The organism is Nocardia sp. NPDC051787, from assembly GCF_040681325.1.
In the GTDB taxonomy this organism is placed as follows: domain Bacteria; phylum Actinomycetota; class Actinomycetes; order Mycobacteriales; family Mycobacteriaceae; genus Nocardia.
Genome location: NZ_JBFAYO010000009.1, coordinates 202,848 through 223,083 on the forward strand (window position 1 = coordinate 202,848; position 20,236 = coordinate 223,083).

At 68.4% G+C, this 20,236-nt stretch carries 20 protein-coding genes and 1 tRNA gene; 9 read left to right on the forward strand and 12 right to left on the reverse strand.

Annotated elements, in window-relative coordinates:
• Positions 1–8: 8 nt before the first annotated feature.
• The 4 genes from AB0M45_RS12665 to AB0M45_RS12680 all read right to left on the reverse strand — a co-directional run bounded on the left by AB0M45_RS12665 (position 9) and on the right by AB0M45_RS12680 (position 4,247).
• The gene (locus tag AB0M45_RS12665; RefSeq protein WP_364326724.1) at positions 9–737 is read right to left on the reverse strand and encodes an SDR family oxidoreductase; all 729 of its coding nucleotides are present in this window, start codon (positions 735–737) and stop codon (positions 9–11) included.
• Positions 738–1,058: 321 nt separating this feature from the next.
• Positions 1,059–1,132: transfer RNA gene (locus AB0M45_RS12670), tRNA-Pro, on the reverse strand.
• 60 nt (positions 1,133–1,192) lie between these two features.
• A complete protein-coding gene (locus tag AB0M45_RS12675; protein ID WP_364326727.1) occupies positions 1,193–1,924 on the reverse strand; it encodes a hypothetical protein in 732 nt (243 codons plus the stop codon).
• Between the two features lie 1,360 nt (positions 1,925–3,284).
• A complete protein-coding gene (locus AB0M45_RS12680; protein ID WP_364326730.1) occupies positions 3,285–4,247 on the reverse strand; it encodes a metallophosphoesterase in 963 nt (320 codons plus the stop codon).
• A 133-nt stretch (positions 4,248–4,380) separates the two neighbouring features.
• Here AB0M45_RS12680 and AB0M45_RS12685 point away from each other — a divergent pair, with 133 nt between their 5' ends.
• The gene (locus AB0M45_RS12685; RefSeq protein ID WP_364326733.1) at positions 4,381–4,845 is read left to right on the forward strand and encodes a GatB/YqeY domain-containing protein; all 465 of its coding nucleotides are present in this window, start codon (positions 4,381–4,383) and stop codon (positions 4,843–4,845) included.
• Between the two features lie 126 nt (positions 4,846–4,971).
• Here the strand turns inward: AB0M45_RS12685 and AB0M45_RS12690 are convergent, their stop codons facing one another.
• Complete coding sequence (locus tag AB0M45_RS12690; RefSeq protein WP_364326736.1) at positions 4,972–7,341, reverse strand: penicillin-binding protein; 2,370 nt, start codon at positions 7,339–7,341, stop codon at positions 4,972–4,974.
• A 367-nt stretch (positions 7,342–7,708) separates the two neighbouring features.
• Here AB0M45_RS12690 and AB0M45_RS12695 point away from each other — a divergent pair, with 367 nt between their 5' ends.
• Positions 7,709–8,032: a WhiB family transcriptional regulator gene (locus AB0M45_RS12695; RefSeq protein WP_014981178.1), complete on the forward strand. Its 324-nt coding sequence runs from the start codon at positions 7,709–7,711 to the stop codon at positions 8,030–8,032.
• Between the two features lie 95 nt (positions 8,033–8,127).
• Here the strand turns inward: AB0M45_RS12695 and AB0M45_RS12700 are convergent, their stop codons facing one another.
• Positions 8,128–9,267, reverse strand: a complete 1,140-nt coding sequence (locus AB0M45_RS12700) for an ArsA family ATPase (RefSeq protein WP_364326741.1) — start codon at positions 9,265–9,267, stop codon at positions 8,128–8,130.
• Positions 9,264–10,283: an ArsA-related P-loop ATPase gene (locus tag AB0M45_RS12705; RefSeq protein WP_364326819.1), complete on the reverse strand. Its 1,020-nt coding sequence runs from the start codon at positions 10,281–10,283 to the stop codon at positions 9,264–9,266. Before AB0M45_RS12705 ends, AB0M45_RS12700 begins: the two co-directional genes overlap by 4 nt.
• A 313-nt stretch (positions 10,284–10,596) precedes the next feature.
• On the opposite strand from AB0M45_RS12705, the gene AB0M45_RS12710 reads away from it, so the two are divergent.
• Genes AB0M45_RS12710 through AB0M45_RS12720 form a run of 3 tightly spaced genes read left to right on the forward strand, consistent with a single transcriptional unit; the run spans position 10,597 to position 12,082 of the window.
• A complete protein-coding gene (locus AB0M45_RS12710; RefSeq protein WP_364326744.1) occupies positions 10,597–10,761 on the forward strand; it encodes a DUF4177 domain-containing protein in 165 nt (54 codons plus the stop codon).
• Between the two features lie 12 nt (positions 10,762–10,773).
• Entirely contained in the window at positions 10,774–11,232 is a 459-nt protein-coding gene (locus tag AB0M45_RS12715; protein ID WP_364326747.1) for a RidA family protein, read from the forward strand.
• Between the two features lie 58 nt (positions 11,233–11,290).
• Positions 11,291–12,082 (forward strand): MBL fold metallo-hydrolase, encoded by a 792-nt coding sequence (locus AB0M45_RS12720; RefSeq protein WP_364326750.1) that lies wholly within the window; start codon positions 11,291–11,293, stop codon positions 12,080–12,082.
• A 79-nt stretch (positions 12,083–12,161) separates the two neighbouring features.
• On the opposite strand, the gene AB0M45_RS12725 is transcribed toward AB0M45_RS12720, so the two are convergent.
• Positions 12,162–12,836, reverse strand: a complete 675-nt coding sequence (locus AB0M45_RS12725) for a Crp/Fnr family transcriptional regulator (protein WP_039794544.1) — start codon at positions 12,834–12,836, stop codon at positions 12,162–12,164.
• 209 nt (positions 12,837–13,045) lie between these two features.
• The gene (locus tag AB0M45_RS12730; RefSeq protein WP_040686056.1) at positions 13,046–13,288 is read right to left on the reverse strand and encodes a hypothetical protein; all 243 of its coding nucleotides are present in this window, start codon (positions 13,286–13,288) and stop codon (positions 13,046–13,048) included.
• Positions 13,289–13,511: 223 nt separating this feature from the next.
• Between AB0M45_RS12730 and nth the strand changes: the two genes are divergently transcribed.
• Genes nth through AB0M45_RS12750 form a run of 4 tightly spaced genes read left to right on the forward strand, consistent with a single transcriptional unit; the run spans position 13,512 to position 16,819 of the window.
• Positions 13,512–14,213, forward strand: coding sequence for an endonuclease III (nth, locus tag AB0M45_RS12735; protein ID WP_364326822.1), 702 nt, complete (start codon positions 13,512–13,514; stop codon positions 14,211–14,213).
• Complete coding sequence (locus tag AB0M45_RS12740; protein WP_364326755.1) at positions 14,210–14,857, forward strand: TlpA disulfide reductase family protein; 648 nt, start codon at positions 14,210–14,212, stop codon at positions 14,855–14,857. The genes nth and AB0M45_RS12740 overlap by 4 nt, the downstream gene beginning before the upstream one ends.
• A gap of 55 nt (positions 14,858–14,912) precedes the next feature.
• Positions 14,913–15,629 (forward strand): CoA pyrophosphatase, encoded by a 717-nt coding sequence (locus AB0M45_RS12745; protein WP_364326758.1) that lies wholly within the window; start codon positions 14,913–14,915, stop codon positions 15,627–15,629.
• The gene (locus AB0M45_RS12750) at positions 15,626–16,819 is read left to right on the forward strand and encodes a MarP family serine protease (RefSeq protein ID WP_364326761.1); all 1,194 of its coding nucleotides are present in this window, start codon (positions 15,626–15,628) and stop codon (positions 16,817–16,819) included. Before AB0M45_RS12745 ends, AB0M45_RS12750 begins: the two co-directional genes overlap by 4 nt.
• A 303-nt stretch (positions 16,820–17,122) precedes the next feature.
• On the opposite strand, the gene AB0M45_RS12755 is transcribed toward AB0M45_RS12750, so the two are convergent.
• The 3 genes from AB0M45_RS12755 to nhaA form a co-directional block, all read right to left on the reverse strand.
• Entirely contained in the window at positions 17,123–18,058 is a 936-nt protein-coding gene (locus AB0M45_RS12755; RefSeq protein ID WP_364326764.1) for an alpha/beta hydrolase, read from the reverse strand.
• Positions 18,059–18,103: 45 nt separating this feature from the next.
• Positions 18,104–18,604: a phage holin family protein gene (locus AB0M45_RS12760; RefSeq protein WP_364326767.1), complete on the reverse strand. Its 501-nt coding sequence runs from the start codon at positions 18,602–18,604 to the stop codon at positions 18,104–18,106.
• 115 nt (positions 18,605–18,719) lie between these two features.
• Positions 18,720–19,937, reverse strand: a complete 1,218-nt coding sequence (gene nhaA, locus AB0M45_RS12765; protein WP_364326825.1) for a Na+/H+ antiporter NhaA — start codon at positions 19,935–19,937, stop codon at positions 18,720–18,722.
• Positions 19,938–20,236 lie beyond the last annotated feature (299 nt).

Below are 20,236 nucleotides of genomic sequence, written 5' to 3' on the forward strand. Positions count from 1 at the left end.
TCGGCCGTCTATCGCGGTGTCCGGTCCGGCCCGCCCAGCCGGATGGCCTGTGCCGTCACCGTGCTCGCCGCTTCGCCGGCCAGGTACGCCACAACCGCGACGGGCTCGGCCGGATTCATCGCGGCGATAGCGGTCTCCAGTTCCGCGTTGTCGGTGGCGCCGACGCCATGGCTGATCGTGTTGACGGTGATCCGCCGCGACACGAAGTCCGGTGCCACGGCCTGGCCCAGTTGCTCGACCGCGCCTCGGGTCGCGTCGTAGACCGCGCCCTCCGGAGTGGGGGAGTCGCAGACGGTGATGATCCGGCCTGCTTCGGCGAGGTGTTGCGCGGCCAGCTGGATCCCGTGGAACACGCCCCGCACCGTGGCGGCGAAGCCGACGTCGAACGCGTCCGCGCTGATCTGCGCGAACGGCACGGACTCCGGCACCGCCGCGGTGTGGACGAGCAGGTCCCACCTACCGCAGTCCTCGAGCAGTGCCTCCACCAGTTCCTGGTACTCGGCGGGGTCGGCGACGTCCGCCGCCAGCCCGAGCGCCGCGCCACCGTCGGCGGTGATCTCCTTGACCACGTCCGCAGCCCACTCCGGTATATGCGGATGGTGAACCACTACCTGCGCCCCTTGTGCGGCAAGCGTTTTCGCTATCTTCTTGCCGATTCCGGTGTGGGCCTCCGTGACCAGCGCGGTTTTACCGGCTAGCGGTTTGTCTGCGGGCACACTATCGACAGGCTCGCTCATTTGCCGACCTTTCGTCGATTGCGGGTTTGGTTCTGCGAATGGTATTCGCTCGCATACCGGACGACGGCCACATCGAGCGTCATCGTGTCGGGTTCAGGCAACAGCGAGCGCGATTTCCGCTCCGCCGAGCAATGCCGCCGCAGAATTGATCTTCGTTCGAGCCGGCAACAAGTGCGCGGTGATGCCGTAAGGGCGGAAGTCGGGCGCTAGGCCGATGGTGACGGGGCCACTGCACGGCTGTGCCGGCGAAAAGGTCTCACGAAACAGAACGGCTCCCAGCCGGTGAAGGCTGGGAGCCATGTCGTGTCTCAACCACACGAGTCGGGGTGACAGGATTTGAACCTGCGACCTCTTCGTCCCGAACGAAGCGCGCTACCAAGCTGCGCCACACCCCGTGAAGCGAACCTGGAGTAGCTTACAACAGCGCGGGGTGAGACGTTAAACCGGCAGGTCAGTCAGCCTTCGAAGGCGCGAATGCTGGTGCAGATGCGTTTGGCGGTCTCGGCGTCGAGGGCGCGCGGAACGCCGGTGTCCGCGGCGATCACCATGGCGAAGGTTCCGCTGTCGGTGGGGAACGCGGCGGTGTAGATCGAGTACGCCGTCGCGCAGCCCGGCTTGGCCTCGGTGACGGTGCCCGTGGTCTCCACGAACACGCCGTGCTGGGATCCGTCCAGCGACGCCAGCGGCACGGGCGCGCCGGGTGTGCCGCCCGGAGTGCCCTGGTAGGCGAGTGCGGCGGTCGTGGTGCCGAGTTCGGTTGCCACGCGGGCGGGATCGGCGGTGTCCGAGCCGGTGAGGAAGGCGACCGTGCGGGTCGAGCCGGGGCAGTAGCCCTTGCCCTCGCTGGCATAGCCTTTGCCCGCGACGGTGTTGGGCGGCTGACCGAAGCCTCCGATGGTGTCCTGCGGGGCGATGGTCCAGTCGGCGGGCACGTCGTAGGCGGCACCGTTATCGGGCGCCACGACCACCTGGAAACCGGGGATGAGCGGGGTTTTGTCGCTCGCCCGGCCCGCGGTCGTCGTCGGCACACTCTTGGTGGCCGGTGCGGGCGAGCCTGTCGAGGTGAGCGCGCTCACCAGCGAGGGCGAGTTGCCCTGGGCGGAATCGTTCGATCCACTCCTGGTCAGCGCCACGGCACCCACCGCGACACCGGCCACCAGCAGCACAACCAACCCGACCAGCAGCACGGCGTTTCCTCGGCCGCTCCGGCTCGGCCGGTACGGCGGCGGTCCACCGGACCCGCCGTGTGGGCCGTAGCCAGGCCGGTACTGCTCGGGCGGCGGAGCGCCATAGGGCCCCGGCCCGCCTACCGGTTGCCATTGGTAGTTCGGTTGCGCGAACCGATCGGCGGTCGGGTGCCGGAGCACGACCGCGCCGCCACCCTCTCCCGGCGCGGGGGTCGAGTGTGGACTGCCGGAGGGCTCGGGTTGGCCGAACGCACCTAGGGGTCGAGCGAGCATGGTCGGATCCACCTGCCCGGTAGTTCCGAGATTCGACTCAGGATGCGGCGCCCACTGCCCGGATGACGCGTGTTCGCCGAGGGACCGGGCCAGCCTCGTTGGGTCGTTGCGGCTGGTCGAGTCCTGCTCTGTGTGCGGGCGTCCGTCACCCAGCGACTGGGCGATCATCGTGGCGTCGGCCGTGTTCGGCGCCGAAGCACTATTCGGCGGCGTGACGGGACCACCCTGAGCGGCCGGTTGCCCCTGGGGCGGCGGGGGTTGTCCGTGCGGCTGCCATTGCATGGTGGGGTCTGGCTGGGGCGTCGGCTGGCCTGCGCCGGATGATCTGCCGCCGGCACCGGAGGCACCTGGCTGCCATTGCATAGTGAGGTCGCTCTGCGCCGTCGACCCGGGCCCCGTGTGATCTGGATGACCTGGTCGCTGTGTGTCCGGCGATAGTCCCGCATTCCCCGCGGCTCCGGAGTAACCGCCAGGCTGCCAGGGATAGGAAGGGGCGGTCTCATTACCCGTCGCAAGCGAACCGGGCCACTGCGACATCGGGGGATACTCCGCCTGCTGGTATCCGCCCGTGCTCGGCCGCCACTGCTCCGAATCAGGTTCCGCTACCGGCTCATTCGAGTCACGCCGCCATGGCGTGACAGGGCGCGCCGGTTCGTTCACACCAAGTGGCTCGCTGCCGGCCGGCTGCCACTGCGAAAACGGTTGCGGTGCTCCGGACGGCGCGACCGGATGCGCTCCTGAGGCCGGACGCCACGCAGCACCGGCATCATGATGCGCCGGGTCGGGATCGAAGTGCGGTGCGCCGAACGGCTGTTGCCAGGGAGACCGGGGGGCGGCGGGCCGTCCGGGAACTGCCGGGTCGTCGCGCCGGTCGTCGGATTCGCTCACGATTGCGCCCCGCGGGGGCTCGGCTCTGTCGTGCGCGAGGGCGCGCTGTGTTTCCGGTTCACCGGCTGGCGCTCGCTCACGATTGCGGCCCCGCGGGGGCTCGGCTGCTTCGTGCGCGAGGGCGCGCGGTGCTCTCGGTTCACTCGCCGCCGTTCGCTCACAGTGTTCCCCTACCTGACACAGCTCTCGGCAGGGGACCTTAGCGGGCGACGGCCTCCGATGCCGACACATCCCGGCCAGTGTCGGCTCCCGGCCGCTTCGGCGGTGCGGCGACCAGCGTCAACAGGGTTGCCTCCGGCCGGCAGCAGAATCGGTACGGCGCCCATGGCGAGGTACCGACGCCCGCGGAGACGTGCAATTGGGTGTGCTCACCCCACTTCGACGGACCCTTCACCCGGGACCGGTCGATGCCGCAGTTGGTGACCAGCGCGCCGTAGCCGGGCAGGCACAGCTGGCCGCCGTGCGTGTGTCCGGCCAGCACCAGGTCGTATCCGTCCTCGGCGAAGCGGTCCAGTACCCGCGGCTCGGGCGAGTGGGTGAGACCGATCCGCAGGTCGGCCATCGGATTCGGGGCGCCGGCGATGGTGTCGTAGCGGTCGCGCTGCAGGTGCGGGTCGTCCACACCGGCGGTGGCGATCCGGATACCCGCCACCTCGAGGTCGCGGCGCACGTGCGTCAGGTCGAGCCAGCCGCGCTCGCTGAAGGCCGCGCGCAGGTCCTTCCACGGCAACGGCGCGCCGAAGGTGCGGCGGTGGTTCTTCTTGAAGTATTTCAGCGGGTTCTTCGCCACCGGTGCGAAGTAGTCGTTGCTGCCGAAAACGAAAAGACCGGGACGGGAAAGCAGTCCGCCGAGGGCTTGGACCACCGCGGGCACCGACTTCTGATGCGACAGGTTGTCGCCGGTGTTGATCACCAGGTCGGGTTCCAGCCGCTCCAGCTCCCGCAACCACTGCTGCTTGAGCTTCTGACCCGGCATCATGTGCAGGTCGCTGAGGTGCAGCACCCGCAGCGACGACGACCCCGGCGCCAGCACTGGCATGGTCGCCTCCCGGAGGATGAAGGCGTTGCGTTCGACCAGCGAGGCGTAGCCGATTCCGGCCACCGCGGCCCCGGCGGCTCCCAGCGCGGTCGTGCGTACAGCAGAGGTCGAGATCACGGGCATTTGCCCAGCATAGGTGACCTCGCTCAGGAGCGCCGAGTGTGTTTCGGCACAAGCGACCAGTTCGTGCCCGGGGAAATGGACGCCGCGACGAATGTAGTGGGACCGCCGCGCCGAAGCGGCTACCGTGAGCGGCATGTCGGAACTCAAATCGCAGCTGCGCGCGGACCTGACCGCCGCGATGAAAGCCAAGGACACGCTGCGCCTTTCCACGTTGCGGATGCTGCTATCGGCGATCCAGACCGCCGAGGTCGCCGGCACCGAGGCGCGTGAGCTCACCGACGCCGAGGTCATCGCCGTGCTGCAGAAGGAGTCGAAGAAGCGCAACGAATCGGCCGAGGTCTACACGCAGGCCGGGCGCGGCGAGCTGGCGGCGAACGAGCACGCCGAGGCACGCATCATCGACGAGTATCTGCCGACCCAGCTGACCGATGCCGAGGTCGCCGATCTCGCCGATACCGCCATCGCGCAGGTCGCCGAGGAAATCGGCGAGCGGCCGGGCATGCGGCAGATGGGCCAGGTCATGAAGATCGCCACCGGACTGGCGGCGGGCAAAGCCGACGGCTCGCGCATCTCGGCCGCGGTGAAGGCGCGGCTGTAGCGTCGACTCCGCGCCGCGACCTCAGGCCCGGAGACGGTAGCGTGCGTGACCACGGACGGCCAGGGAGCGCCGCAAATCCAATACAGAAAGGGGCCGCGAACCAGGTTCGCGGCCCCTTTCGTCTGCTCAGCGGGGGAGCGGAATCGGGATCGGGATCGGTGGCAGCCGCGGCAGTGGCGGCAGCCCCGGCGCTCCCGGCGGCGGCGGGGGCGGACCCGGCGGGGGTGCGGCACGTACGGTGCCGTCACTGATGTACAGCGTGATCACCGAGCCGGGAATGGCCGAGCCGTTCGGCGCGGTCCCCATCACGGTGCCCTTGGGCCGGTCACCGGCGCCGGTCACCGGCGACACCTGGAAGCCGGCGGCGACCAGCGCGGCGGTGGCCTCGGCCTGCGTCTTGCCGGCGACGTCGGGCACCTGGGCGTTGTTGGCGCCGCGCACGTACTTGTCGTCCAGCGGTGGCAGCGCGGGCGGCGGGAACAGCGGAATCACCGGTTTGATCGCGTTGAACCAGGTGCGAGCCGGTTCGTTACCGCCGAACAGGTTGCCGTCGCCGCAGTTGCGCAGCGGGAACGAGCAGATCTCGCCGGGCGTCGGGCTGTCGCCGTAGACGTAGGCCGCGGCGGCCAGTGCGTTGGTGAAGCCGAGGAAGGCCGAGGAGCGGTGACTCTCGGTGGTACCGGTCTTGCCGGACATCGGGTGGTTCCATTGCACCGACTGGGCCGCGGCCGTCGCGGTGCCCGCGGTGTCGTCCTTGCTCATCGCGTGGGCGAGGGTGTTCGCCAAGCCCGGCTCGACGACCTGCTCGCACGCCTGCTGGGTCAGCGGCACCTGCTTGCCCTGGCGGTCGATGACCTCCTTGATCGGGTTCGGCGGGCACCACCGGCCGCCGGAACCCAGCGTCGCGGCCACGTTGGACAGCTCGAGCGGGTTGATCGCGACCGGGCCGAGGGTGAACGAGCCGAGGTTCTGGTCCTTGATCATGTCGGCCAGGCTCTGGTTGCCGTGACCGGAGGAGCCCGGTTCGGTGAACGAGCGCATGCCCAGCCGGATCGCCATGTCGACGGTCGGGGTGACGCCGACGGCCTGGATCAGCTTGACGAACGCGGTGTTCGGCGATGTGGCCAGCGCTTCGGTCACGGACATGGGCGACTTGTACCTGCCCGCGTTCTCCACGCAGTAGGTGGCCGGCGGGCAACCGCGCGCGCCGCCGTTACCCATGCCCCTGGCCTCGAAGCGGCCCGGCACGTCGAGCTCGGCGCTGATGCCGAGCCCCTTCTCCATGGCCGCGGCGGTGGTGAAGATCTTGAAGATCGAGCCGGCGCCATCACCGACCATCGAGTACGGCTGCGGCTGTACGGTCTCGTTCCCGTCCCGGTTCAGGCCATAGGTGCGACTGCTCGCCATCGCGACCACAGGATGCGAGTCCTGTCCCGGCGCGACCACGGACATGACCTCGGCGATGTTGTCGAGGTTCGGGTTGGCCGCGTCCGTCACCGCCCGCTTGACCGAGTCCTGCACGGCGGGATCGAGGGTAGTCCTGATCAGGTAGCCACCCTTGTCGATCTGCTCGCGGCTGATGCCCGCGTTGGCCAGGTACTGCAGTGCGTAGTCACAGAAGAAGCCGCGATCGTTGGCGGCGATGCAGCCGCGCGGCAGACCCTTGGGTTCCGGCAGCACACCCAGCGGCTTGGTCTTGGCCTCGCGGAACTCGTCGGCGCGGCTGGGGATGTTCTGGATCATGGTGTCCAGCACCGTGTTGCGCCGGGCAAGCACGCCGTCGGGATTGGTGTACGGGTTCAGTTTCGACGAGCTCTGCACCATGCCCGCCAGCATCGCGGCCTGCGAGACGTTCAGCTCGGCCGCGTCGACGCCGAAGTAGGTCTTCGCGGCGTCTTGCACGCCGTAGGAGGAGTTCCCGAACGGGACGAGGTTCAGGTACCGGGTGAGGATCTCGTCCTTGGTCAGCTCGCGGTCCAGCGTCAGCGCCATCCGGATCTCCCGGATCTTGCGCGCGGGCGTGGTCTCGATGGCGGCGCGTCGCTCGGCGTCGGTCTTGGCGACAACGAGCAGCTGGAAGTTCTTCACATACTGCTGATCCAGCGTCGAGGCGCCCTGCTGCACCTCGCCGCTGGTGGTGTTGGTGAGGAACGCGCGCAGCGTGCCCTGCCAGTCGACGCCCTCGTGCTCGGCGAAGCGGCGGTCCTCGATGGACACGATCGCCAGCTTCATGTCGTTGGAGATCCGGTCGCTCGGCACCTCGAAGCGGCGTTGCTCGTACAGCCAGGCGATAGGATTGCCCGCGGCGTCGACCATGGTCGAGACCGCGGGCACCGTCCCCTCGACCAGCTCCGCGGAGACGTTGTCGACGGCGTCGGCGGCTCGATTGGAGACGAATCCGAAGCCGCCGGCGAGCGGGAACAACAACCCGGCGACGAGCACGGAGGCCAGCACGCAACTGCCGGCCAGCCGTGCGAGCGTATGTGTGATCGGCACGAAACAAGATTACGGGTTGGGATTCGAGCGTTCCTGGCGGCATTTGTCCGACGCCTGGAACTGGTTGTTCCCGAACCGGAATCGGCGTGTCGCTCGAGCGCGTTCGGCGTGTCGGATGACGGCGCGCGCGGAATCTGCCTGACCGTCCCGTGTGCGCCCCACTTTGCAGGCACGGACGTACCAAAAAATCTGGGGACGGTCTTGCGCAAGCGCCATACCTTTACCTAGATTGAGAACCCAGTGTGATAGAGCTAACACTCAAAGTGGAATGTGGTGCACTTCGCAGCGGGGTTTGGGTGCTGCGTGGTGACAACGCGATTCTGGAGCGCCGTTTACCCGGTGTTCGGACTGCAAAGGGGCACACCAAATGCACATGACAACCCCCATCGCTCGATTGGACGTGGAGCAGGCCGAAGCAAGGATCGCCTGGGTAGCCCAGGCCCGATGCAAGGAAGTGGATCCCGATCAGTTGTTCGTCCGCGGCGCGGCACAGCGCAAAGCCGCGACGATCTGCAGGCACTGTCCCGTGCTCATGCAGTGTGGCGCCGATGCGCTCGACAACCGCGTCGAGTTCGGCGTATGGGGCGGCATGACCGAACGCCAGCGCCGCGCCCTGTTGAAGCAGCATCCAGAAGTGACCTCATGGGCCGATTTCTTCCAGGCCCAGCGCCAGCATCAAGTGGCGATGTAGTCCCAGTGAACCCCGAAACGGAGCCCGCGCAAGCGGGCTCAGTTTCGTTTTAGGATCGGTATTTCCATTCGAGATATAGCGGATACGCCTAAGTATCAGGCGGTAGCCCGCGCTGTTCGGGTGAGCTGATCGCCCACCACACGCAGCGCGTCGAGATCGGATACTTCGAACGGCAGCGCCGTGACCGAGACGATCGACACCCGCGGGTGTGCGCCGGTGAAGCGGTACAGCAGATGCTGTTCCCGCTTGTCGGTGGCGACGCGGCGGGCGTGCACGCGTAAAACCGCCGCGGTGAGCGGATCGTCCCGCTCGACCTGGTCGGCGGCAGTGAGCGCGTGATCGGCTGACAGCGAGCTGAGCACCGGGTGCGTGCGGTTCAGCACCAGCCCCGCCAGCGGCATGCGCTCGGTGGAGAGCCGGTCGACGAAGAACGAGGCTTCCCGCAGAGCGTCCGGTTCCGGCGCCGCGACCACGAGAAAGTGCGTGCCGGGCTTGGACAGCATCGCGTAGGTGCGGTCGGCCCGCTCCTGAAAGCCACCGAACAGCGACTCCAGGGACTGCAGGAAGTTCGACGCGTCCTTGAGCATCTGCCCGCCGACGATGGTGGACACGCCGCGCACCGCCAGGCTCATCGCGCCGGTCACCAACCGGGTGACGCCGCGACCGGGCGCCATGATCACCCGGATCATGCGGCCGTTGAGGAAGTTGCCGAGTCGTTGAGGAGCATCCAGGAAGTCGAGGGCGTTTCGCGAGGGCGGGGTGTCTACCACGATCAGGTCCCACTCGCCCCGGTGGGCCAGCTGGCCCAGCTTTTCCATCGCCATGTATTCCTGTGTGCCGCCGAAAGAGGAGGCGACGGTCTGATAGAAGGGGTTGGCGAAGATCTGCTCCGCTTTCTCCGGGCTGGTGTGCTCGAGCACCATGTCGTCGAACGTGCGACGCATGTTGAGCATCATCGCGTGCAGTTCGCCCTTCGCGTCTGGGCCGAGGTCCACCCGCTGCGGGGCGTTGTCCAGGTCGGCGACGCCGAGTGACTGGGCCAGCCTGCGCGCGGGGTCGATGGTGAGTACCACGACCTTGCGTCCCCGCTCGGCGGCGCGCAGCGCGATGGCGGCGGCCGTGGTCGTCTTGCCGACGCCGCCGGAGCCGCAGCAGACCACCACGCGAGCCGAGGGATCGGCGATGATCCGGGAAATGTCCAGCGGGGCAGCCACGGGGTGCGTCGGGTTGCTCATCGGACTCCCTGCGCGCTGAGATGTTCGGCTAATTCGTACAGTCCGCCCAGATCCATCCCGTCCGGGAGGGCAGGCAGATAGAGCCGTGAGATGTCGACCTTGGCCAGTTCCTCGGCGCTGTCGTCCTGTGCTTGCAGAGCGGCGGAGTGCTCGACGGTTTCGGTGAGCAGGCCGCGGAAGTCGTCGTCGGCCAAGGTTATCCCCGCGGATGTCAGACCGGCGCGAATGGCGTCGCCGTCGAGATCGCCCTTGGCGGCCCTGGCGCGCAGTTCAGGCGGCAGCTGGCCTTCGGTCGCCCGGTTCACGATCACGGTGCCGATGCGCAGGTCGGCGGCGGTGAGTTCGGCCACGGCGTCGGCGGTTTCCTGCACCGGCAGCGCCTCCAGCAGGGTGACCAGGTGAACCATGGTCTCGTCGGAGTGCAGCAGTCGCGAAACGCCCTCGGCCTGCGAGGCGATCGGCCCGCCTTTGGCCACCTCGAGCATCGCCTTGGTGACGTCGAGGAAGCTGGCGATGCGACCGGTGGGCGGCGCGTCCACCACGATCTCGTCGTAGACCCGCCGGCCGGACTTGTCCACGCGGACCGCGCACTCCTTGATCTTGCCGGTCAGGATGACATCACGCAGACCGGGCGCGATCGTGGTGACGAACTCGATGGCGCCCATTCTGCGCATGGCCCGCCCGGCGAAGCCCAGGTTGTAGAACATCTCGAGGTATTCGAGGAAGGCGTGCTCGATGTCCAGCGCCAGCGCGACTACTTCGCCGCCGCCGTCCGCGGTGGCGATCCGTGTCTCGGTCGGCGGCAGCGGCGGCAGATCGAACAGCTGCGCGATCGACTGTCTGCTCTCCACCTCCACCAACAGCACGCGACGCCCGCCCGCGGCGAGCGCCAGCGCCAGCGCCGCGGCGACCGTCGACTTACCCGTGCCTCCCTTACCGGAGACGTAGTGCAAGCGGGCCTGCTCGGCGCGCTTCGGCCACCGTGTGTCCAGGCCCGTCTCCGCCGAAAGCGGCACTGCTGTTGGTACTCCCACGCTCGCGAGCCTATAGCTGTTCCGCCTCTGGGCGTCTTCAGGCCGTACTAGTCGGGTGGCGCGGAGTTTGCGTTCAGGTCCTGCGTCGGGTGCCGCTCGAGTTCTGGGCGTACCCGGCGAGGTACCGATGTAGGTACGAAATCAGTCGTCGCGTTGGGCAGATCTACCGTGGCGGTTGGATCCAGAGGAAGCTCCCACTGGGCTGACCTCGTCTTTCGAGCGAAGCGAGCCTTCCAGGAGCCGCGAACACGCAGCGCCGCAGGCGCTGCAATTTGGACAGAGCTACGCTTCGCACATGAGTGATACGACCCTGTGGGAGTACGCGACCGTGCCATTGCTGACGCACGCGACGAAGCAGATTCTCGACCAGTGGGGTGCCGACGGCTGGGAGCTGGTCACCGTGCTGCCCGGACCGACCGGTGAACAGCACGTCGCCTACCTCAAGCGGCCCAAGCAGTAGGGCGGGGGCGCAGTGACTCAGTGGGAGAAGAACCTCGCCGAGCTCGGACTCACCCTGCCTCCGGTCGTGCCTCCGGTCGCGGCCTACGTTCCCGCGATCCGCACCGGGTCGCTCGTCTACACCTCCGGCCAGCTGCCGTTTGTGGACGGCCGGTTGTCCGCGGTCGGCAAGGTCGGAGCCGAGGTTTCGATCGAGGACGCCAAGGAGGCCGCCCGGTTGTGCGCGCTGAACGCGCTGGCCGCGGTGCACGACCTGGTGGGGCTGGACGCGGTGGTGCGGATCGTGAAGGTCGTCGGATTCGTCGCCTCCGCACCGGGATTCGGTGACCAGCCGGTGGTGATCAACGGCGCGTCGGAGTTCCTCGGCCAGATCTTCGGTGACGCGGGCAAGCACGCGCGTTCGGCCGTCGGGGTCTCCGAACTGCCCAAGAACACCCCGGTCGAGGTCGAACTGATCGCCGAGGTGCGCTAGGCGTACCTCGCCCTTCGCTGGGCCGGAGTCTCCGGCACCGTTCTATCCGAGGTTTGCGATGACGTTGACACACCCCGCCTACGGGCAACTCCGGCAGGTCACCGAGACGGCGTCGGTGCTGTTGGCCGACAATCCGGGCCAGATGACCCTGGAGGGAACCAACACCTGGATTCTGCGGGCGCCGGGGCGGTCGGACTGTGTGGTGATCGATCCGGGGCCGAAGGACAAGTCGCACAGCGCCGCGATCGCCGAGGCCACCGGAGGCGAGATCGCCCTCACCTTGATCACGCACCGCCATCACGACCACACCGGCGGCATCGATCGGCTCACCGAGCTGACCGGGACAGCGGTGCGGGCAAAGGACACCGGCTTTCTGCGCGGCTCGGACGCGCCGCTGACCGACGGCGAGGTGATCGAGGCCGCGGGCCTGCGGATCACCGTCCTGGACACGCCGGGCCACACCGCTGACTCGGTGAGTTTCGTGCTCGACGACGCGGTGCTGACCGGGGACACCGTCCTCGGCGCAGGCACCACCGTGCTGGATTCCAGCGACGGCACGCTGGCCGATTACCTGTCGTCGCTGGACCGCCTGATCGAGGCGGGCCGGGGCAAGGCGTTGCTGCCCGCGCACGGCCCGGATCATCCGGACCTGGAGCCGGTCGCGCGCTACTACATCGCGCATCGGCACGAGCGCCTCGACCAAGTGCGGGAGGCGTTGCGAGTGCTCGGCGCGGACGCGGGCGCGATGGATGTCGTGCGGCGGGTGTACACCGACGTGGACAAGCGGTTGTGGCCGGCCGCCCGCAGCTCGGTGCAGGCCCAGCTGGACTATCTACGCGGGCACGGCTAGGCGGCTGCCCCTGCGGGAAACGACGGCACGCCGGGTTCAGTGGAGCGCTGAATCCGGCGTGCCGTATGACGTTGGCGTGCTACCGGGCGCGGCGGGCGAGGCGCTCGGAGTCGGAGATGAGCACGCTTTTGCCCTCCAACCGCAGCCAGCCGCGGTGCGCGAAGTCGGCGAGCGCCTTGTTGACGGTCTCGCGGGAGGCGCCGACCAGCTGGGCGATCTCTTCCTGGGTCAGGTCGTGGGTGACCCGCAGGGCGCCCGCCTCCTGGGTGCCGAACCGCTGCGCGAGCTGCAACAGGGCCTTGGCTACCCGGCCGGGAACGTCGGTGAAGATCAGGTCGGCCAGGTTGTTGTTGGTCCGGCGCAGGCGGCGGGCGAGCACGCGGAGTAACTGCTCGGCGATCTCGGGCCGCTGGTCGATCCAGGTCTTGAGGGCGTCGCGGTCCATCGTCACCGCGCGCACCTCGGTCACCGTGGTGGCGGTGGAGGTACGCGGGCCGGGGTCGAAGATCGACAGCTCGCCGAACATGTCGGACGGGCCCATGATGGTCAGCAGGTTCTCGCGGCCATCGGGTGAACGACGGCCGATCTTCACCTTGCCGGAGGTGATGATATACAGCCGGTCGCCCGGCTCACCCTCGTTGAAGATGACGTGGCCGCGCGGGAAATCCACCGGCTGAAGTTGCTTGGCGAGGGCGGCCACCGCAGTGGGCTCGACGCCCTGGAAGATGCCTGCTCTGGCGAGGGCCTCGTCCACGAATGTGCTCCTTATGGGAAATGGCTCTGTACCGGACCGAAGCGACTCGGCCAACAGCGCAGTCTACGCGGCGTGGTGACAGCGTAGTGACGGACACCACGTAACGAGTGGATTGCGTGGCGCAACGCAGAACCGTACCAGTGTGATCAGCGGCGACCGCGGGCGCCTTCTGAGTTACCCGATCCGGGAACCTTCCGCCGGCCGCCGCGTCAACTCGCGCGGGCCACGTCCAGTTCCTCGCCGCGGGAGCGGCGCCTGCGCATCCGTGCCACGGCGGCGGGCAGACCGAGCTTCGTCAGCTCCTTCACTTCGGCGTTGCTTGCTTTGTCCAGGTACTGCTGAACCTCTTCGTCGGGTTCGAGAAGCTTGCGGAGCCGATTCTCGACCCGCTCCATACCCAGTGCGAACAGCATCAACACCACTGGGAAGAGCACCACAGCGAGTCCTTGCATGACGAGCAGTAAACACGGTCCAGGTCTCAGATGGAACACGGCAACTGAACTGGAAGGGCAACGTTGGTCGGCGGTTCCGTATGGTGGACGCGTGCGCGTCTCCCCCTCCATCGCCGCCGGGAACGGCCTTCCGTCCGCCTCCGAGCCCTCCGAAGCCCAGCCGGGCGCCGCCGCGGCTCCGAAACGGAAAACCAGGGCGCGACAGGCGGAAACCCGGCTCGGGCTGGTTCGAAGAGCGCGCCGGATGAACCGGGAACTGGCGGTCGCGTTCCCCGATGCGCACTGCGAGCTCGACTTCACCACGCCGCTCGAATTGGCGGTCGCGACAATACTTTCCGCCCAGTGCACCGACGAGCGCGTGAATCTCACCACGCCCGCGGTGTTCGCTCGCTACCCGGACGCCCGCGCCTACGCCGAGGCGAACCGCGCGGAGCTGGAGGAATACCTCCGGCCGACCGGGTTCTTCCGGAATAAAGCCGCCGCGCTGATCGGTCTCGGGCAGGCGTTGCTCGAGCATCACGAGGGTGAATTGCCTCACACCCTGACCGAACTGGTCCGGCTGCCCGGCATCGGGCGCAAAACAGCCAATGTCATCCTCGGTAACGCGTTCGGGGTCCCGGGCATCACCGTCGACACCCACTTCGGCCGTCTGGTGCGCCGCTGGGAATGGACCGGCGAGGAAGATCCGGTGAAGGTCGAACACGCTATCGGCGCGCTGATCGAGCGCAAGGAATGGACCATGCTCTCGCACCGGGTGATCTTCCACGGCCGGCGCGTCTGCCACGCCCGCAAGCCCGCGTGCGGCGCGTGCATCCTGGCCAAGGACTGCCCGTCCTTCGGGGTCGGGCCGACCGATCCGGAGGCCGCGGCCAAGCTGGTGAAGGGGCCGGAGCGGGAGCATCTGCTCGAGCTGGTGGGCCGGTGAGCTCGGAGCCCACGGGCGGAAGAAGTGCGGGGCATGCGTGGCGTTGGGCACTTGCCGGTCTGATCGCGGTGGTGGCACTGGCCGTCGCGGTGTGGCCGCGCGGTGACGACGCCGAAACGCCCACGCCACAGGCGACGCGGATCACCTCCGGCGTATCCGGCGAACTGCGCGCCGCGGCCGGTCCGGCCGACTGCCCGGCTACCGCCACCACGGGGAACGGTCCGCTGGCCGGGATAACGTTGGCATGCCTGGCAGACGGCAGGCCGGTCGACTTGGCCGCAGTGCTGGCGGGCAAACCCGCCCTGCTGAACCTGTGGGCCTACTGGTGCGCACCATGCGCCCAGGAGTTGCCGTATTTGCAGCAATACGCACAACGAGCTGGGAACGCGATTACCGTGCTGACCGTGCACAGCGACCCTGATGAAGCCAAGGCACTGGCCAGGCTGACCGGACTGAACGTGAAGCTGCCTGGCGTCCTCGACGCGGACGCGCGGGTGCGCACGGCGGTCGGAGCCCCGGCGGTGTTGCCGGTCTCGGTGCTGGTGCGGGCCGACGGCTCGGTCGCCGAAGTTGTCGTGCGAGCGTTCGAGGGGGTCGATGACATCGCGAACACCGTCGCAGGCGAACTCGGAGTGGCCGCATGACATTGCGTGACGGTGCGGGTGTCCGGCCGGGTCGGCGGGTGCGGGGAGGGATGCGATGACCATCGAGATACCGCGGGACATTCCGAAATGGCTGGCCAGATCCGCCGAACCCGTTGACGATGCCGCCGACACGTTGACCAAGGCGCGTGCCCTGCGCCGGGCCTTGACCGTGACCTCGGCCCCGCGCCAAGCCGCGGTGCTCGTGCTGTTCGGCGGCTCGCCCGAGGCGGACCCGGAGGCGCCGGGCGGACTGCCCGCAGACGCCGAAGTACTGCTCACCCAGCGCGCCTCCACCATGCGTCAGCATCGCGGTCAGGTCGCGTTTCCCGGCGGTGCGGTGGACCTCGGCGATTCCGGCCCGATCGACACGGCACTACGTGAGGCCTGCGAGGAGACCGGCCTCGACCCTTCGGACGTGGAACCGTTCGCGGTGTTGCCGAAACTCTTCGTGCCGCCGTCCCGGTTCGACGTCACGCCGGTCATCGCGTACTGGCGGACGCCGGGCGAGGTTCGGGTCGTGAACGAGAGCGAAACCGAGCGCGTGGTGCGCGTTCCGCTCGCCCAGCTGCTCGATCCGGCGAACCGCTTCGTGGTCCGCAGCACTCTCGGCTACCGGAGTCCGGCGTTCCAGGTGGACGGGATGCTGGTCTGGGGACTGACCGGCGGCATCCTCGCCGGGATCAGCAAGGCCTCCGGCTGGGATCGCGAGTGGGACCATGAGGATGCCCGTGACCTGGAGACCGCACTCGCCGCCGTGGGGATGACCTTATGAGTTCGTCGGCCTGGCTCGACATCGCCGTCGTGCTGCTCGCGTTGCTCGCCGCCTCCTCAGGGTGGCGGCAGGGCGCGGTGGCCTCCGCGCTGGCCTTCCTCGGCGTTGTGCTCGGCGCCGTCGCGGGCATCTTGATCGCGCCGCACATCCTGGTGCACGTCGACGAGGGCCGGACCAGAGTGCTCACCGGCGTGCTGCTGATCGTGGTGCTGGTGATCGTCGGCGAGGTCGCGGGCATGGTGCTCGGACGTGCCGCCCGCAGCGGTATGCGCCATCCGTTCACGCGCAGCGTGGACAGTGTGGTCGGCGCGGGATTGCAAGCGGTCGCCGTGCTGGTCACGGCGTGGCTGCTCGCGTTGCCACTGGCCACATCGTCGCAGCCGGCCATCGCGACGGCGATCAACGGCTCGCGGGTGCTGGCCGACGTCAACGGCGTCGCGCCGAACTGGCTGCGCCGGCTGCCCAACGAGTTCTCCAAGCTGCTCAACACCTCGGGCCTGCCGGACGTGATCGGCCCGTTCGGGCGGGCGCCGATCGCGGCCGTCGAACCGCCCGATCCGAGCGTGCTCGCCAGCCCGGTCGCCGCGTCCCTGCAGCAGAGTGTGCTGCGCATTCGCGGCGTGGCGCCGAGTTGCCAGCGGGCGCTGGAGGGCTCGGGCTTCGTGATCGCGCCGGAACGCGTGATGACCAACGCCCACGTCGTCGCGGGCACCACGAGCGTCGCGGTGGACACCCCGCGCGGTCCATTGGACGCGAATGTGGTCCTGTTCGACCCGTCGAAGGATGTCGCGGTACTCGCGGTGCCCGGGCTGACCGCTCCGGTGGTCCCGCGGGCGCCAGCGCCCGCACGCTCCGGCGACAGCGCCATCGTGCTCGGCTATCCGGGCGGCGGTCCGTACACCGCGAGCGCGGCCAGGGTCAGGGAGACGCTGGATCTGACCGGGCCGACGATTTACCGCAACGGCACCGTCGAACGCGAGGTCTACACCGTCCGCGGTCAGGTCAGGGCGGGTAATTCCGGTGGGCCGCTGGTGGATACCGAAGGGCAGGTGCTCGGCGTGGTCTTCGGCGCCGCGGTCACCGACGACGACACCGGCTACGTGCTCACCCTCGCGGAGGTCCGCGCTCAGCTCGACGCAGCCGCCAGGTCCGACATCGCGGTCGACACCGGAGCCTGCGTTCTCAGCTGAACCGAGTCGGGGCCATGCGGGGGCAGTCAGGCGCTGTCTCCGCTCGGGCCCCGGCCTGGGCTACGGATGGGCTGTGGTCCGGCGGCGCGCTTGATGGCCGCCTCGGCTATCGCCCGCTCGGCGTGCGCAGTAGAAGGGCTTATCCTGCTACGTCCTTCGAGGTGGCGGGGCTCGACCTTCGTCGTTCAGGCGTGGACGGACTTCGAGCTGCGTCCTTTGTGGGGCCGCCTCGGCTTTCGCCGCCCTAGGCGCGGGGCCGCGGCGGCTTCGTCCGGGCCGCCGAGCGGGCGTTCGGCGAGAGGCTCAGGCGAGGAGTTTGACCAACTCCGTCGTGACGGCGTCGGCGTTCTCCTGATGAGCGAAGTGCCCGGCCGCGGGGATGCTGACCAGACGCCGTTCCGGCGAGAGATATTGGGCACGACGAAAGGTCCCCGGCAGCAGGTAAGGGTCGAGATCGCCGCGCATGGTGAGGACCGGGATGTGGATCGGTTCGCGCATGGTCGCCATGAACCGGTGGCCATCCGGACGCCACTGGCTGCGGAAGGCCCAGCGCTGGTATTCCAACGCGCAGTGCGCGGCGCCGGGGATCTGGATGGCCGAGCGCATCCGCCGCACGGTGTCGACGAATTCGGCGGTGCCCGCCCATCCCGGGCTCACCCGCTGCCGCAGCAGCCGTTCCACCTCGAAGCCGTCGGCGGTGGTCAGCAGGTGCTCGCCGTAGCGGGGCAGCTGGTAGCGCAGGAAGTTGGGCAGCCAGGCCGCGCGCTGGCGGCGGTTGCGCAGCACGGCGCTTTTCAGCGCGGCCGGATGCGGTGAGCTGACCAGCGCGATCGAGCGAACCAGCCGCGGGTGCAGCACCGCGGTGGTCCAGCAGACCAATCCTCCGTCGGCGTGCCCGACCAGTGTGGCCTCGGTGTAGCCGAGGGCGCGGATGAGCCCGGCCACGTCACCGGCCAGTGTCCAGCCGTCGTAGCCGCGCGGCGGTTTGTCGCTGTCGCCGTAGCCGCGCAGGTCGACGGCCACGGTGCGATAGCCGAGCTCGGCCAGGCCGGTCAGCTGATGTCGCCATGACCACCAGAAGTCCGCGAATCCGTGCAGCAGCACGACCAGCGGGGCATCGGATCGCTCGGGCGCCGCTTCTACGACGTGGAATCGAATGCCGTTGGCATGAACGTCCCGATGTGTCCACGGTCCGTCGTAACGGACGCTGGACGGATCCGGAAGCAAGTTCGCCGACACGCCGATCGAGCCTAGTAGCCGCCCCACCGGCTCGCGAACGCGCGCCTAGGAAGTCCGCTTCTCCAGCGCGGCATGGTCCTCGTGTCCGCCCAGCGCCTGCGGCAGGACCGTGCGCGCTTGCTTGAGCGAGTCGATCGTCTTCTCCGGCGCGCGCAGCTTCTTCACCCGCCGGTAGCCGAGGAACGCGAGCGCCGCGGCCGCCACGATCATGAGTCCGAAGACGATCAGGAAGGCCGCCCAGCGCGCCAGCCACACGTCGAGCAGCTCGCCGAGGAAGAAGAAAAAGAAGAAGGTGCTGAACAACAGCACGGTCAGCGCCAGGATGAAGTAGACGCTGCCCTGCAGGCCCTTCTTGATCTCACCGGTGACCTCGGCCTTGGCCAGTTCCACCTCGGCGCGGACCAGGGTCGACATCTGCTCGGCGGCGTCGCGAACCAGGGTTCCGAAGCTTGCGGAGCCGAGTGGATCGGCGTCTGTGAGGGGGATGGAGGTCACCGTACGACCGCGTTGCGCGTCGTTCCCGTTGCCGCCGTGGTTGAAACTCACTTGGTCGACCCTTCTCCCTATCCGGGCACTGCTTCGGCCCCGTTCGCCGCGGCGCTCCCGGTGCCCTCCACCGGTCACGCAGGCTACCGCTTCCGGGCACGTCGCTCGCGCCGCCTTACTCTTCACGTTCTAGCGCACGGGCGTCCCGCCGCGCTTGGTGGACACGCCCGCGCCGCAACAGTAGCGCCGAACCGGCGAGCGACGCCGCCATTGATGCGAGCAACACAGCGGTCTTCGCCAATTCGACGGAAGAACCGTCAGCGACATCGGCGAGCGCGAGTTCCGCCACGAGAAGGCTAACGGTGAAGCCGATTCCGCCGAGCACCGCCAGGGCGACCATATCCCGCCAGCCGAGTTCGCTCGGACGGGTCGCGATGCCGAGCCTGATCGCCACCCAGCTCATCCCGAGGATGCCGAGCGGCTTACCGACCAGAAGACCGAGAATCACGGCGAAGGCGAGCCTATCGCTGAACAGCTCACCGAAAACGGTGGTGTTCAACGGAACTCCGGCCGCGAAGAGGGCGAACAACGGAACGCATACGCCGGCGGAGACCGGTTGGAGCAAGTGCTCCAGCCGGGTGGCGGGCGCCTCCGCCTCGCCAGGGTCGAGACGCACCCTGGTGAGCAGGCCGAGCACGACACCAGCGATCGTGGGGTGGATGCCCGCCTCGTGCAATGCGTACCAGGACACCAGAGCCAAGGGGACATAGAGCAACGGCGTGCTGATCCGTTTGTGCTGTGCCAGCGCCCATGCGGCGAAGCACCCGGCCGCGGTGAGCAGCCACAGCAGCGACACCGTCGTGGTGAACAGAACCGCGATCAGGACGATCGCCATCAGGTCGTCGACCACCGCCAAGCTGAGCAGGAAAACGCGTGCGCCCGCGGGGATGCGCGATCCGGTCAACGCGAGCACGGCCAGCGCGAACGCAATATCGGTGGCGACCGGAATAGCCCAGCCCCGGTCCATGCCGGGGACACCGAACCCCACCACCGCCGCGATCAGCCCGGGGATCACCACACCGCCGATCGCCGCGATCACCGGTAGCGTGGCGCGCTTGCGGTCGGCGAGTTCGCCGACCACGAGTTCACGTTTGAGTTCCAGACCGGCGACGAAGAAGAACACCGCGAGCAGGCCGTCTTTGGCCCAGTCGGCGAGGGTGAGTTCCAGATGTAACGGCGGGATCGTGACGACTGTCTCGGTCATCGTCCGATAGCCCGCACCCCACGGCGAGTTCACCCACAGCAACGCTGCCGCCGCCGCGATCAGAAGCAATGCGCCACCGAAGGTTTCGGTGCGGAGGTAACGGGATAGCTCCGAGCGCACCTGTGTGATCACGGGAAACCTTTCGGGCGATGGTCAGTCCGAGTGGACGCGGTGACCACCGACGTCGGCGTACGATGCGTGTCCACTTGCCGACCAGACTTCCCGGCACTCCTTACGCAATTCTAACGGGTGCGGCCGGTGACGAAGTCCGCCACCGGCCGCGCCAATGCTGTCCGGGTCAACCCTTGCCGGCTCGGATCGCCTCGAAGACGCTCGGGTCGACGAGGGTGGAGGTGTCGCCGAGTTCGCGTCCTTCGGCGATGTCGCGCAGCAGGCGGCGCATGATTTTGCCGCTGCGGGTTTTCGGC

What these genes read in the sequence shown, in the direction of transcription:
- AB0M45_RS12665 (WP_364326724.1), bottom strand. Translation starts at nt 737, where the DNA reads ATGAGCGAGCCTGTCGATAGTGTGCCCGCAGACAAACCGCTAGCCGGT.
- AB0M45_RS12680 (WP_364326730.1), bottom strand. Translation starts at nt 4,247, where the DNA reads ATGCCCGTGATCTCGACCTCTGCTGTACGCACGACCGCGCTGGGAGCC.
- AB0M45_RS12685 (WP_364326733.1), top strand. Translation starts at nt 4,381, where the DNA reads ATGTCGGAACTCAAATCGCAGCTGCGCGCGGACCTGACCGCCGCGATG.
- AB0M45_RS12695 (WP_014981178.1), top strand. Translation starts at nt 7,709, where the DNA reads ATGCACATGACAACCCCCATCGCTCGATTGGACGTGGAGCAGGCCGAA.
- AB0M45_RS12700 (WP_364326741.1), bottom strand. Translation starts at nt 9,267, where the DNA reads ATGAGCAACCCGACGCACCCCGTGGCTGCCCCGCTGGACATTTCCCGG.
- AB0M45_RS12710 (WP_364326744.1), top strand. Translation starts at nt 10,597, where the DNA reads ATGAGTGATACGACCCTGTGGGAGTACGCGACCGTGCCATTGCTGACG.
- AB0M45_RS12720 (WP_364326750.1), top strand. Translation starts at nt 11,291, where the DNA reads ATGACGTTGACACACCCCGCCTACGGGCAACTCCGGCAGGTCACCGAG.
- AB0M45_RS12730 (WP_040686056.1), bottom strand. Translation starts at nt 13,288, where the DNA reads ATGCAAGGACTCGCTGTGGTGCTCTTCCCAGTGGTGTTGATGCTGTTC.
- AB0M45_RS12745 (WP_364326758.1), top strand. Translation starts at nt 14,913, where the DNA reads ATGACCATCGAGATACCGCGGGACATTCCGAAATGGCTGGCCAGATCC.
- AB0M45_RS12750 (WP_364326761.1), top strand. Translation starts at nt 15,626, where the DNA reads ATGAGTTCGTCGGCCTGGCTCGACATCGCCGTCGTGCTGCTCGCGTTG.